Raw genomic sequence first — 12,885 nt, forward strand, 5'->3', positions numbered from 1 at the left:
CTCCTTAGCCTCCATTACCCTTCATCAATCACATCTGAAACTTTGTATAACTTATTCGCGTCTCTGTGGCATAATTCCTGCTTTCCTGCGTTTCCAGAGTATAGAAAAACCCGAGGCCTCTTGAAGGTCTCGGGTTAATCGTATGCAAGATGTCGATTCTTATTTCGCAACGAGGTGCTGATCGCCCGGTTTCCAGTCAATCGGGCACAGACCGCCGGATTGCAATGCCTGCAAGACGCGGAAGGTTTCTTCAACACTTCGACCTACATTGTTGTGGTTCACAACTTGGTATTTGACTTCGCCTTCCGGATCGAGAATGAATAAACCGCGAAGCGCGATCCCTTCTTCTTCGATCAGTACGCCGTAGTCACGAGCAACGTTCTTGGTGAGGTCTGAAGCAAGCGGGAAGTTCAATTGGCCAAGACCGTTATCTGTAGTCGGTGTATTGATCCAAGCGCGATGGGAATGTTTGCTGTCCACGCTCACGCCAAGGATTTCTGCGCCGACTTTACTGAATTGACCATAAGCCTCGCTAAGCGCCGTAATTTCAGTCGGGCAAACGAAAGTGAAATCAAGAGGATAGAAGAAAAGGACCAGCCATTTGCCTCTGAAATCGGAAAGCGCCGCCGTGCTGAAGCCTTGACCGTTGCCTGTTGCCGTCTCCATCGAGAAATCCGGAGCAAGGCGACCTACCAAACGTTCTGCCATAGTTGTTATTACCCCCAGTATTACTTCTTCAAAGCCGCGATGATAAGGTCGCCCATTTCAACGGTACCGATTGCTTTGCTCTTATCGACTGCGATGTCACCTGTACGGTGGCCAGCGTCCAGCACGGATTTAACAGCATCTTCGATCGCTTGTGCTGCTTCTGCGTAGCCAAACGTCAAACGGTACATCAGCGCAACCGAAAGGATTGTAGCAATCGGGTTCGAGATGCCTTGTCCAGCAATGTCAGGAGCGGAGCCGTGTACCGGCTCGTACAAGCCGAAGCTGCCTTCGCCAAGCGAAGCGGAGGAAAGCATACCGATGGAGCCAGTCAGCATCGCTGCCTCGTCACTGATAATATCTCCAAACATGTTCTCTGTTACGATAACGTCGAAGCTCGCAGGACGACGAAGCAATTGCATCGCACAGTTGTCGACCAGAACGTGCTCAAGCTCAACATCCGGGTACTCTGGAGCGATCCGGTTTACCACTTCACGCCACAGACGGGAAGTTTCAAGTACGTTAGCTTTATCAACAGACGCCAATTTCTTGCGGCGAGTTTGTGCAATTTCGAAGCCTTGGCGAGCGATACGTTCTACTTCTTGCACGTTGTACACGCAAGTATCAACAGCTTCTTCACCGTTAGCGCCTTCGCGGCGGAATTTTTCACCGAAGTAGATACCGCCTGTCAGCTCGCGTACAACGATCAGGTCTGTGCCTTCAAGCACTTCCGGCTTCAGCGTGGAAGCTTCCATCAAGCAGTCGAATACATTAGCTGGGCGAATGTTGGAGAAAAGTCCCAGTGCTTTACGAATGCCGAGCAGGCCTGTTTCCGGGCGAAGCTCTTTGGAATTGTTATCCCATTTCGGGCCGCCAACTGCGCCAAGCAGAACGGCATCGGCATTCTTACAAATGTCGAGCGTTTCTTGCGGAAGCGGAGTACCTTTCTCGTCGATCGCGATACCGCCGAACAAACCATGCTCAAACTCGAACTGGAGGCCGAACAGCTCCTCTGTTTTCTTCATTACTTTAATCGCTTCGCCAACAACCTCCGGTCCAATACCGTCACCGGCGATAACTGCAATCTTTTTCACGTCTGCCATGTTTGATTGACTCTCCCTTTTATTCAGGACTCCAGAAGAACGATTGTCACCAGCCTGAGTGCGGCGCAGTAAGGTTCTTCTATTGCCGTCCTTTGATTATGATTCTCACTCTACTCCTAGTTGTACCATAAGAAACCGATGTTGACAAAGATATGAAAGCTATGACTTTTATAGGCTGAGTGAATAAGTCCTCAAATATGTACAGGCGAACGAATTGGCGTAGCTGTATACTGCATGCTCTATCTCGATTTTCGATTATGTAACGCAAACCAATCGGCGAGACTGCCTAGCTCCAAACATTCTAACGAATCACAGAGGTCTTATTTATGAGATTATGGCCCCTCGAAAATTCTAATGAATCACAGAGGTCTTATTTCACCCAAAAGGGCGGTTTGCGGCGAGGATTCGGCTAAATAAGACCTGTACGATCCGTTAGAATTTATTACCCATCAAAATGGGGCAAATAAGACCTCCTGGATTCGTTAGCATTTCAGACAGCCAATCGGAACGTAACGGGTCGGGATCGGCTGGCTCCGAATTGGCCCGGGCTCGGCTGTAGATTGGCTCCGAATGATAGGAATCAGCCTCACATCTGCATAACCCGCTCCCAGACCGGCTCAGGAGTTTCAATTGTTGCATAATATACAACATTTTATCGAGCTACATGCTCCAAACTCACATTAGTTGCACAAAATGCAACATTTGATCCTCCAATCAGCCTTATTAGCCTGATCCCCAGTGAGATGTTGCATAATCTGCAACATTTCACTCGAGACCGCATAAACACGGCCGAAATGCTGCAATTTCTGCAACATTTTCGCCTTGTCGCCACCTCCCAACCGAGATTCATTTGCTGGCTGTCCTAACGACCATGCAAACCAATCAGCTTAGCTGAATGCTGCATGTCCTAACGAACATGCAAACCAATCAGCTTAAAACAAATCATTATCCTTCGCTCGCTGAGCTGCTTCTTTGCTGCTCTTGCCGCCGAGCTTGCGCAGGATGTTGTTCACATGGTTCTTCACCGTGCGGAGCGAGAGAAATGATTTCTCAGCGATTTGCGTCTGGCTGTAGCCCTCGTGAATCATCGACAGTAGCTGAACCTCCGATGGCGTCAGCATCCGTTTGAACTTGTCCGTTTCGTATTCGCGTTCGAGCTTCTTGAGGCGCCTGAACTCTTCGAGCATCAGCCTTGCCGCGGAGCCGTCGATGGCCGATCGGTCCTCAGCCGCTTTGCGTACCGCGCTTGGAATGGAAGTGAAATCCGACTTCACCAAGTAATTGACCGCACCTGCACGGAATGCCTCCACGACAAAAGCACGATCCTCCATCGAAGTCAGCATAATTACGCGTGCATGCGACGCAACTGACAGCTCCGCTGCCAGCCGTAAGCCCTCCGGACTGTCAGCAAGCATAATATCAAGTAGAATGACATCCGGGTTCCTCTCTGCCACAACAGTGAGTGCCGCATCCGCATGATCGGCTTCGCCAACAACCTTCATATCAGGCTCGCCGTTTAAATAGGCGATTAATCCTCTGCGCCAATCCGGATCGTCCTCGACCAGCACGATTGAAATTACACCTTCGCTCATCTTCCTGCTCCTTTACCCCGCTTGACCGCTCTAAAATGAAACCGAACCACCGTACCGACACCTGCCTCGCTGCTGATCCGCAGCTCCCCGCCTTGGCGGCTCATTAGCTGGGCACAGTAAGCCAATCCCAGCCCAAAATTCATCGCTTTGCCGCTCTTCGTCGTGAAGAACGGCTCAATGACTTTCCTCAGCTGCGAGCGCTCAATACCCGCGCCTGTATCGCTGATCTCAATCGTGCTGCCGCGTTTGCCGCCGATTACGGTGACGGATAAACTTCCGCCGCCAGGCATCGCATCGATCGCATTTTGCAGTACATTATGTATCGCTTCCGATGTTTGCTCGGCATCTGCCATTGCCGTTGCCTGCTCGTCGTAGTTCACGGTTACACCTATGCCGCGGCTGCTCGTCTGCTCCTCCAGCATCGCCAGCTGACCGCGTACCAGCTCCTTCAGATGAACCTCCTGCAGCTGCAGGCGCAGCTCCTGCGTCCGTTCATGCACGCTGCGTATCATCGCTTCAATATGTCCGGCCGCCGTGCTGATGACGCTCAGATCGCTGCGCAGCTCCTCATTCGCTCCGGCTTCGCGGTTCATTTTATCGGTAAACAGTTTGATTTTGCCGATATCGTTCTTGATCGCATGATTCAGCATCGCCGTACCGCTCGTAATCGCGCGCAGCGAGTAATTCAATTGCCGACGTTCAATGAGCAGTTGAACACCGAGGAAACCGAAATTAAACAGGGCGAAGATGAAGATGACGAAAGCTATGCTGATCGGCCAAACGTTATAACGCCAGAGTCCATAGAGGCCGAACAGCGGCATAATGAAATTCATCGTCAGCGCAATGAGCACTGCAGGCAGCACCGCAATTAACAGCACCGCATGAGCGCGGCGCTCCGCCGGATGCACATGCGACTTCGTCAGCACCAGTAACGCTCCGAGAATAAAATACGGAATCGCCCAGATGGCGAGTATATTGTAATGCACGGGATACGACTCCGCGAGCGGCACCGCTAGCATCCCAAGAGGCAGTGCCGCTGCTATAGCTGGTAATCTACGCGAGAGCACAGCTGGGACGCGTTCCGAATTATAGGCTGCCCCGAAGCATAGAAATCCGAATGGCAATCCGTAGTAGCTTGTCCATGAGCAGGTGCGCTGAATGATCCGCAGCACATGCTCGCCTGCAGCATCGATATCTTGATTGGCCAGCATCGCGATGATCCAGCCTTCCAGTACGGATGCCAGCGCCCCCATTCCCCCGCAGAAGGCGACTAAGCTGAGCCAGCGGCCGGCAGCATTCCTCCGGTTGGCCGTAACAAGCAGTACCGCAGTAATCCATAGCACAATCCACACGAACAGCATCTATTAACGTTCCCCCAATCGGCACCGCGCCTGCATCCCGGTTACTATCCGAGGCGGCCACAAATGTCGATTTTTTTCTATATTATAACATGACCGTTGTTAACAACATCCCCCCGATTCATCCACAACGGCAAAAAACGCCCTGACAGCCGATTATCGGCCGCCAGGGCGTCTTTCATAACTACAAACTAGATCAAGCTCATTTTGTCGCGTCTGACCGGGGACTTCCGCTTCTCCACGAGACGGTTCAGTGCGTCGATGTATGCACGTGCGCTCGCTTCCAAAATATCCGTGCTAAGGCCGCGGCCTTGAGCGGATACTTCATCTTGCTTCAGCACCACATGCACCTCGCCAAGCGCATCTTTACCATGCGAAACCGACTTGATGGAGTAGTCCTCCAGCTCGACCGTTTCTGTCGTCAATGCATCAATCGCGTTGTAAATCGCATCAACAGAACCGTTGCCTTCTGCGGATTGCTCCTTCACTTCGCCTTCAGCCGTGCGAACACGGATGGTTGCGCTAGGTACGGACTTGTTGCCATAGCTGACTTGGATCGTCTCCAGCGAGTACACCTCAGGCGTATCGGTAAGCTTCTCTTCTAGCATGGCGCGAATGTCCTCGTCCATGACGTTCTTCTTCTTGTCCGCCAGGTCTTTGAATTTCGCGAAAGCCGTGTTTACAGCTTCATCATCAAGCTCATAGCCTAGATCAATCAGCTTCTCGCGGAACGCAGCGCGTCCGGAATGCTTGCCAAGGACGAGCTTGGAATCACGCAGACCGATTGAATCCGGAGAAATGATTTCGTATGTCGTTTTCTCTTTCAACATGCCATCCTGATGGATACCGGACTCATGCGCAAACGCATTCGCGCCTACGATAGCCTTGTTGCCAGGGACAACCATACCCGTCAGCTTGCTCACGAGGCGGCTGGTTTTCGCAATTTCCTTCAGGTTGAGCGTCGTTGTCGCCCCGAAGTAATCCGCACGTGTAGCTAGTGCCATAGCAATCTCTTCCAGCGCCGTGTTACCGGCACGTTCGCCGATTCCGTTGATCGTACCCTCGATTTGATCCGCACCGTTTAGAATCGCTGCCAGTGCATTGGCTGTCGCCATGCCAAGATCGTCGTGGCAGTGCGCGCTAAGCTGAATTTTCTCGATGCCCGGCACCTGCTCCTTAAGCGTCTTGAAGATATGACCATATTCGGACGGGTTCATGTAGCCAACCGTATCCGGAATATTAACAACCGTTGCCCCTGCACGAATCGCCATGTCCGTTACCTGACATAAGAAATCAAGCTCCGTACGGCCTGCATCCTCAGGCGAGAATTCGATTTTGCTAAAATATTGCTTCGCATAACGGATCGCACGCTCCGCAGTCTCCAGCACTTGATCCTTCTCCATACGCAGCTTGTGCTTACGGTGGATTGGGCTCGTCGCCAGGAACAGATGCAGGCATGGATCTTGAGCGCCCTTAAGCGCTTCAGCGACCGCATCGATGTCCTGTTCGCGAGAACGCGCCAGGCCGATGACAGAAGCATTCTTGACGGCACGCGCAACGGCATTCACCGCTGCAAGATCGCCCGGGGACGCAGCCGGGAAGCCGGCTTCGATCCGATCGACGCCAAGTTTCTCCAACTGGTACGCAATCTCAACCTTTTCCTTCGTGTTGAGGTTAACGCCCGGAGATTGCTCGCCGTCACGAAGCGTCGTATCGAAAATATAAATTTTACGCATTAGCTACACCTCGGACTCAAGAATAATCCCGGATAGCGAAACGGCCCTGACGCCTCCAGTAGGAGACGCAGGGACCGGTCACTTTATCCGGGTATGCATAATTATACAAACCGGTTACGCGGATAATGCCTTATTATTTCTTGATCCAGTGCATCAATTCACGAAGTTGACCGCCAACCACTTCGATTGGGTGTTGAGCTTCGTTACGGCGAGTTGCCGACATGAATGCATTGTTGGATTGGTTCTCCAAGATGAAGTCGCGAGCGAATTTACCTTGTTGGATATCTGTAAGAACAGCTTTCATAGCTTTCTTCGTCTCGTCAGTTACGATACGAGGACCTGTTACATAGTCGCCGTATTCAGCTGTGTTGGAGATGGAATCACGCATAGTGGAAAGGCCGCCTTCATACATCAGGTCAACGATAAGCTTCAGCTCATGCAGACACTCGAAGTATGCCATTTCTGGTGCATAACCTGCTTCAACAAGCGTTTCAAAGCCTGCTTTAACAAGTGCAGTTGCTCCGCCGCAAAGTACAGCTTGCTCGCCGAACAGATCTGTTTCTGTTTCTTCGCGGAACGAAGTTTCGATAACGCCTGCACGAGTACAGCCGATACCTTTTGCGTATGCAAGACCGATTGCTTTTGCGTTGCCAGTAGCATCTTGCTCGATAGCGATAAGACCAGGTACGCCAAAGCCTTCAACATAAGTACGACGAACCATGTGGCCCGGGGACTTAGGAGCAACTAGCAATACATCTGTGTCTTTACGAGCATTGATTTGACCAAAGTGAACGTTGAAGCCGTGGGAGAACATCAAAGCTGCGCCATGTTTCAGGTTCGGCTCGATTTCTTCTTTGTAAACGCGAGCTTGCGTTTCGTCAGGCATCAAGATTTGAACAACATCAGCAAGTTTTACAGCTTCGCCAACGGACAATACTTCAAAGCCGTCGTTTTTAGCTTTCTCAGCAGATTTACCAGCGCGAAGGCCGATAATAACTTTCAGACCGCTGTCGCGAAGGTTTTGTGCTTGAGCATGACCTTGGGAACCGTAACCGATAACTGCGATTGTTTTGCCTTGCAGAACGCTTTGGTCTGCATCTTTCTCATAGTACAATGTAACTGCCATGTGAATGTTGCCTCCTTTAATTTAACCCTTTTGAGCGGGTGTTACAGAAGGGACTTGTCCCGAGCATTTCGCTTTGAATACTTCTTCGGTTCCCTCGCTCTAACCCCCGCTCAAAAGCGGCGTCGACCTTATGATTTGGTCTGAAAATGTACGTGCTTGCATGACCTATGATCTAGTTATCTAGCGTTTCCACGAACCATTGCCGTTACGCCCGTACGAGACAGCTCGCGAATGCCATAAGGCTTCAGCAGCTCGATCATCGCATCGATTTTCTCCGTATCGCCTACTACTTGCACCATCAGCGACGTTGTGCCGATATCGACAACAGCAGCACGGAAAGTTTCCACTACGCCGAGAATTTCAGGACGGGACGTTGGTTCCGCACTTACTTTAATAAGCGCCAGCTCGCGGCCAACCATCGGATTGGCGCTCAAGTCTACGACTTTAATAACGTCGATGAGCTTGTATAGCTGCTTGATAACTTGCTCAAGCATCTTGTCATCGCCTGTAGTGACGATGACCATCCGGGACAAGCCAGTTTCCTCGCTCGTCCCTACTGTGATGCTTTCAATATTGAAGCCACGACGTCCAAACAAACCGGAAACGCGTTGAAGGACGCCTGGCTGATCGTTTACGAGAACTGCTACCGTATGTCTCTTCATCATTCGGAATCCCCCATTAGCATTTGGTCAATTGTGGAGCCTTGTGTAACCATCGGATACACATTCTCATGTTTGCGAACGACAAACTCCACTACTGCCGGTCCCGGATGATTCATCGCTTCTTGCCAAACGGCACGTGCATCTTCTTTATTGGAAGCGCGGAATCCGCGTACGCCGTAAGCATCGGCCAATTTCACGAAATCAGGGCTGCCGGAGAGATCGATATGGCTGTAACGGTTGTCATAAATCAGCTCTTGCCACTGACGAACCATCCCTAGCACCTGATTGTTAATGATAACGACTTTAACCGGAATGTTGTTGATGGCACAAATCGCAAGCTCTTGCGCGCACATCTGCATGCCGCCGTCACCGTTAATTGAGATAACCAGACGGTCCGGATTCGCCATTTGGGCGCCGATTGCCGACGGGAAACCAAAGCCCATCGTACCTAGTCCGCCGGAAGTTACCCACGAGCGCGGCTGATTGAATTTATAGTACTGCGCTGCCCACATTTGGTGCTGGCCAACGTCAGTCGTTACAATCGCTTCGCCCTTCGACTCTTCGTAGAGCATCTCGATAACCCATTGCGGTTTCAGCTCTTCTTCGGAATCTGTGTAGCTGTAAGGTACTTCTTTGCAAGAAGCGGCAAGCTGCGCACGCCATGCATCGGCTTTCTCCGCATACTTCACTTCTTTGTTAGCCATTTGGAGCACAGTCTTCACATCGCCAACAATCGGAATGTCTGTCGGAACGTTCTTGCCGATTTCGGCTGGATCAATATCGATGTGAACGATCTTCGCCTTCGGTGCGAAGCCGGACAGTTTGCCCGTTACGCGGTCATCGAAGCGTGCGCCGATATTAATCAGCAAATCTGCCGATTGAATAGCTGTATTCGCTGTGTAGGTACCGTGCATACCCGGCATGCCGAGCCACAGCTCGTTGCCGCTTGGGAATGCGCCAAGTCCAAGCAATGTCGTCGTAATCGGAATACCCGATTTCGTAATGAATTCAAGCAGTTCCTCATGTCCGCCGGAGTAAACAACGCCTCCGCCTGCCAATACGATCGGACGCTCAGCTTCCGTGATTGCTTTAATCATCTTGTCGACTTGCAGTTTATTCGGCGTCACCGTTGGGTTGTAGCCGCGGATGCTCACTTCCGTCACCGGTTCGAACATCGCGAGCTCGGCGGAAACATCCTTCGGAATATCGATTAATACGGGACCTTTACGGCCGGTATTGGCGATGTGGAACGCTTCGTGAATGATACGCGGCAAATCAGCAGCCTTGCGTACCAGATAGCTATGTTTCGTAATCGGCATCGTGATGCCGGTAATGTCAGCCTCTTGGAAAGCATCCGTACCGATAAGAGTTGTCGCTACGTTGCCGGTAATGACGACAAGCGGCACCGAGTCCATATACGCAGTTGCGATTCCTGTGACGAGATTCGTAGCTCCCGGTCCTGATGTTGCGATACATACGCCAACTTTTCCGCTAGCCCGCGCATAGCCGTCGGCCGCATGAATGGCGCCTTGCTCGTGACGGGTCAGCAGATGCTGAAAATCCGAAAATCCGTGCATGGCATCATAAATGTACAACACAGCTCCGCCTGGATAGCCGAACACGCACTCCACATCCTCGAGCACCAAGCTGCGAAGCAAAATTTCTGAGCCGGTAATAACCTCCGGTTTTCTCAGGTTTTCCTTAATTTCTTCTTTTGACCTTAACGTTGCATGTTGAGCGACCATTAAGTCGTCCTCCCTTCCTAGGTGAAACGAGTTAGAATTGTAGAAAAACAAAAAAACCTTTCGTTCCCAGACGTCAATTGCGTCTAGGGACGAAAGGTTTAGCTTCCGTGGTACCACCCAAATATGTTATACGCCTCACAGCGCATAACCTCATGAGGTAAGAACGAACCGTCGTTCATTACCTTGGCACAATAACGTGTGCCTTACGATTTCCCCTAATACGATCATCGATCTTTTCAGGGAAACAGCTCCGAGGTGAGCTCGTTGGAAAGGGGTATTGGCGTCGGTTTCAGCAGATCCGATCGCTCTCTGGAGCAAAAGAGCCCTTAACACTTCGTCCTCTTCATAGCCGTTTACTTATTAGCTTATCGCTTATTATATGCTCCACGATTTCATTCGTCAAGGACTTGCAGCAGCATAATTATAAAAAGTTATGTATACGCCATTCTTAGGCGCGCCGCTCCGCTATCTGCTACATAAGATGAAGAATCATGCGCAACGGTGAAACGGCTTACGCGCAACGTAATCATCCATACAATCCACAGAAAGCAGGTAGCCCTATGATTCGAGCAAGGATAGCACGCACGGATGATGAGGAGATCATCCGTTTAATCAAGAGCGAGCTTATTCCGCTCTCGTATACAGCTTCGCCAAGAGATGCACAAACCATTCGCGAGCTGCCCAGACGAATTAGCGATGGAGTCTCGCTTGTTTACTCCCGTTCCAAAAGAAGCATCCCCCTTGGCTTCCTCCATTACTATACGCGTGGAGACATCCTTCTCTTCGACATGCTCGTCGTCCATCCGCAGCATCGCGGTAAACAGATCGGCACGCATCTTATTACCAAAGCGGAAACAAAAGCCAAAGAAAAGGGCTGCAGCGTCGCCAGATTGTTTGTCGATCATGGAAATCCAAAAGCCCAGCGGCTCTATTCGAGGCTGGGCTATCAGACCGTCAGATTCATTCCTGAGGTTCGCTGCTACGAGATGGTTAAACCATTAGTAACTTAATTCACTGGTTCGGACAGACATCGATCATGGATGCGAGCGATTAGTAGTATGGCGTGTTATTGTATCCGGCAATAGGCTGGCAATCGCAGCCTGGTCCTCCGAAGCCTGGTCCGCCAAAGCCCGGACCACCGAAGCCTGGGCCACCATAGCCCGGGCCACCAAAGCCTGGTCCTCCGAAGCCCGGCCCATAGCCAGGTCCGCCGAAGCCGCCGCCCCAGCCAAAGCCGCCTCCGGCAAATAGACCGATTGCTAGCAGATCGAATAATACAAGTGCTATGATCGCTCTTGTTTGAACCTCTTTACCATTGCTAAGCGGCATAAGCTGCAATTGATTGTGATGGGCGCGAACGAGTTTGCCGGTGACAACAGAACCGTCTTTGCGAACCGCATAGACCGTTTTGCCGACCATCTTCTGAACTTGTTCTTTCGTAACGCGTTGCATAAAGGATTTCCCTCCTCAACATAGCTTACAATGCATGTGATTTGCCTCCGATGACAAATGCTCATAGAGGATATTTATCTCGGAAGTATAAACGGCGTTGTCCTATACTCTATTCACTAGCATCCGCATGCGATTGTACCGCTGTCCATATCGGTCAAAACAAAAAAAGCGCCTTTCCGCTGAGCGGAAGGGCGCTTTTATCATAAAACGGTAATCCGAAGACTACGCGTTTACTTTTTGTTTTGCAAGGTTTGCAAACGTGTTGAACGAGTTGATATCGTTAACTGCAAGATCAGCAAGCATTTTGCGGTTTACTTCGATGCCAGCAAGTTTCAAGCCGTACATGAATTTGCTGTAGGACAGGCCGTTTTGGCGAGCTGCAGCATTGATACGAACGATCCACAGTTTGCGGATGTCGCGTTTGTGTTGACGACGGTCACGGTATGCATAAAGCAAGGATTTCATTACTTGCTCTTTTGCTGTTTTAAACAGGCGATGCTTGGAACCGAAATAACCTTTTGCTAGCTTCAAAATTCTTTTACGACGACGTGCGCGGACGAATCCGCCTTTAACTCTTGCCATGAGTAGAAACCTCCCGAGTAATAGTTATACGAATTAGATCGATCTAATTAACCTTTGATGTTTGCCAGGCCTTGTTGCAGACGTTTGAAATCGCCTTTAGCCAGGTTTGGTTGAGTGTTCAGAACACGCTTCTGACGGGACGATTTGCCGGAAAGAAGGTGGTTTTTGTAAGCTTTATAACGAATTACTTTACCAGTACCCGTAATTTTGAAACGATCTTTCAAACTGCTGTGAGTTTTCATTTTAGGCATGTGGTGTTCCTCCTCAAAGAATGTTAGTTAGTCTGTTTCGGTGCCAAAATCATAATCATACTGCGGCCCTCAAGTTTAGGAACACGCTCCATGACGCACAGATCAGCAACCTCTGTCGCAAGCCGATCAAGAATCTTCTGACCGACAGAAGCATGTGTAATTTCACGTCCGCGGAAACGAACCGAACATTTCACTTTATCGCCTTCACCCAGAAACTTTACAACATTGCGGAATTTCGTTTGGTAATCGTTCTCGTCGATGTTGGCACGGAACCAAACTTCCTTCGTGTCTACAATCTTCTGATTCTTGCGAGCTTCTTTTTCTTTCTTTTGCTGCTCATAACGGAATTTGCCATAGTCCATAATCCGGCACACCGGCGGTTTCGCTGTCGGTGCAACGTTCACTAGGTCCAAGTTCAAATCGATTGCCAATTGCAGTGCCTCGCGGAATTGCTTGATGCCTAGTTGTTCGCCTTCAGCACCGACTACACGCACTTCTCTGGCCCGAATTTCATCGTTGATTTGATGTTCCCTGCTAATAACCTGCCACCTCCAAAAATTATGAATCACGCAA

The 12,885-nt window shown here is 50.4% G+C and carries 13 protein-coding genes; 1 reads left to right on the forward strand and 12 read right to left on the reverse strand.

The window, feature by feature from the left end; translation table 11 throughout:
- Nucleotides 1-159: 159 nt before the first annotated feature.
- The 8 genes from BLW29_RS06375 to ilvB form a co-directional block, all read right to left on the reverse strand.
- Nucleotides 160-708 (reverse strand): peroxiredoxin, encoded by a 549-nt coding sequence (locus BLW29_RS06375; protein ID WP_090977423.1) that lies wholly within the window; start codon nucleotides 706-708, stop codon nucleotides 160-162.
- 20 nt (nucleotides 709-728) lie between these two features.
- A complete protein-coding gene (leuB, locus tag BLW29_RS06380; protein WP_090977425.1) occupies nucleotides 729-1,808 on the reverse strand; it encodes a 3-isopropylmalate dehydrogenase in 1,080 nt (359 codons plus the stop codon).
- A 932-nt stretch (nucleotides 1,809-2,740) separates the two neighbouring features.
- Complete coding sequence (locus tag BLW29_RS06385; protein ID WP_090977428.1) at nucleotides 2,741-3,400, reverse strand: response regulator; 660 nt, start codon at nucleotides 3,398-3,400, stop codon at nucleotides 2,741-2,743.
- The gene (locus tag BLW29_RS06390) at nucleotides 3,397-4,761 is read right to left on the reverse strand and encodes a sensor histidine kinase (protein ID WP_090977430.1); all 1,365 of its coding nucleotides are present in this window, start codon (nucleotides 4,759-4,761) and stop codon (nucleotides 3,397-3,399) included. Before BLW29_RS06390 ends, BLW29_RS06385 begins: the two co-directional genes overlap by 4 nt.
- A 188-nt stretch (nucleotides 4,762-4,949) precedes the next feature.
- Entirely contained in the window at nucleotides 4,950-6,494 is a 1,545-nt protein-coding gene (locus BLW29_RS06395) for a 2-isopropylmalate synthase (protein WP_090977433.1), read from the reverse strand.
- 133 nt (nucleotides 6,495-6,627) lie between these two features.
- Entirely contained in the window at nucleotides 6,628-7,620 is a 993-nt protein-coding gene (gene ilvC, locus BLW29_RS06400; RefSeq protein ID WP_090977435.1) for a ketol-acid reductoisomerase, read from the reverse strand.
- Between the two features lie 176 nt (nucleotides 7,621-7,796).
- Complete coding sequence (gene ilvN / locus BLW29_RS06405) at nucleotides 7,797-8,285, reverse strand: acetolactate synthase small subunit (RefSeq protein WP_090977437.1); 489 nt, start codon at nucleotides 8,283-8,285, stop codon at nucleotides 7,797-7,799.
- On the reverse strand, nucleotides 8,282-10,027 hold the full coding sequence (gene ilvB / locus BLW29_RS06410; protein WP_090977439.1) for a biosynthetic-type acetolactate synthase large subunit: 1,746 nt from the start codon (nucleotides 10,025-10,027) through the stop codon (nucleotides 8,282-8,284). The genes ilvN and ilvB overlap by 4 nt, the downstream gene beginning before the upstream one ends.
- A 560-nt stretch (nucleotides 10,028-10,587) precedes the next feature.
- On the opposite strand from ilvB, the gene BLW29_RS06415 reads away from it, so the two are divergent.
- Entirely contained in the window at nucleotides 10,588-11,037 is a 450-nt protein-coding gene (locus tag BLW29_RS06415) for a GNAT family N-acetyltransferase (RefSeq protein ID WP_177186507.1), read from the forward strand.
- 40 nt (nucleotides 11,038-11,077) lie between these two features.
- On the opposite strand, the gene BLW29_RS06420 is transcribed toward BLW29_RS06415, so the two are convergent.
- The 4 genes from BLW29_RS06420 to infC form a co-directional block, all read right to left on the reverse strand.
- Nucleotides 11,078-11,479, reverse strand: coding sequence for a hypothetical protein (locus tag BLW29_RS06420; protein WP_090977444.1), 402 nt, complete (start codon nucleotides 11,477-11,479; stop codon nucleotides 11,078-11,080).
- 222 nt (nucleotides 11,480-11,701) lie between these two features.
- Nucleotides 11,702-12,061: a 50S ribosomal protein L20 gene (rplT, locus tag BLW29_RS06425; protein WP_090977446.1), complete on the reverse strand. Its 360-nt coding sequence runs from the start codon at nucleotides 12,059-12,061 to the stop codon at nucleotides 11,702-11,704.
- 47 nt (nucleotides 12,062-12,108) lie between these two features.
- On the reverse strand, nucleotides 12,109-12,312 hold the full coding sequence (gene rpmI / locus BLW29_RS06430; RefSeq protein WP_090576365.1) for a 50S ribosomal protein L35: 204 nt from the start codon (nucleotides 12,310-12,312) through the stop codon (nucleotides 12,109-12,111).
- Nucleotides 12,313-12,335: 23 nt separating this feature from the next.
- On the reverse strand, nucleotides 12,336-12,878 hold the full coding sequence (infC, locus tag BLW29_RS06435) for a translation initiation factor IF-3 (protein ID WP_177186524.1): 543 nt from the start codon (nucleotides 12,876-12,878) through the stop codon (nucleotides 12,336-12,338).
- Nucleotides 12,879-12,885 lie beyond the last annotated feature (7 nt).

It is taken from the genome of Paenibacillus sp. CF384, from assembly GCF_900106745.1.
Taxonomy (GTDB): Bacteria; Bacillota; Bacilli; order Paenibacillales; family Paenibacillaceae; genus Paenibacillus_Z.

Excerpts from the sequence above, each read along its gene's own strand:
- BLW29_RS06375 (WP_090977423.1), bottom strand. The coding sequence starts at position 708 with ATGGCAGAACGTTTGGTAGGTCGCCTTGCTCCGGATTTCTCGATGGAG.
- leuB (WP_090977425.1), bottom strand. The coding sequence starts at position 1,808 with ATGGCAGACGTGAAAAAGATTGCAGTTATCGCCGGTGACGGTATTGGA.
- BLW29_RS06385 (WP_090977428.1), bottom strand. The coding sequence starts at position 3,400 with ATGAGCGAAGGTGTAATTTCAATCGTGCTGGTCGAGGACGATCCGGAT.
- BLW29_RS06390 (WP_090977430.1), bottom strand. The coding sequence starts at position 4,761 with ATGCTGTTCGTGTGGATTGTGCTATGGATTACTGCGGTACTGCTTGTT.
- BLW29_RS06395 (WP_090977433.1), bottom strand. The coding sequence starts at position 6,494 with ATGCGTAAAATTTATATTTTCGATACGACGCTTCGTGACGGCGAGCAA.
- ilvC (WP_090977435.1), bottom strand. The coding sequence starts at position 7,620 with ATGGCAGTTACATTGTACTATGAGAAAGATGCAGACCAAAGCGTTCTG.
- ilvN (WP_090977437.1), bottom strand. The coding sequence starts at position 8,285 with ATGATGAAGAGACATACGGTAGCAGTTCTCGTAAACGATCAGCCAGGC.
- ilvB (WP_090977439.1), bottom strand. The coding sequence starts at position 10,027 with ATGGTCGCTCAACATGCAACGTTAAGGTCAAAAGAAGAAATTAAGGAA.
- BLW29_RS06415 (WP_177186507.1), top strand. The coding sequence starts at position 10,588 with ATGATTCGAGCAAGGATAGCACGCACGGATGATGAGGAGATCATCCGT.
- BLW29_RS06420 (WP_090977444.1), bottom strand. The coding sequence starts at position 11,479 with ATGCAACGCGTTACGAAAGAACAAGTTCAGAAGATGGTCGGCAAAACG.
- rplT (WP_090977446.1), bottom strand. The coding sequence starts at position 12,061 with ATGGCAAGAGTTAAAGGCGGATTCGTCCGCGCACGTCGTCGTAAAAGA.
- rpmI (WP_090576365.1), bottom strand. The coding sequence starts at position 12,312 with ATGCCTAAAATGAAAACTCACAGCAGTTTGAAAGATCGTTTCAAAATT.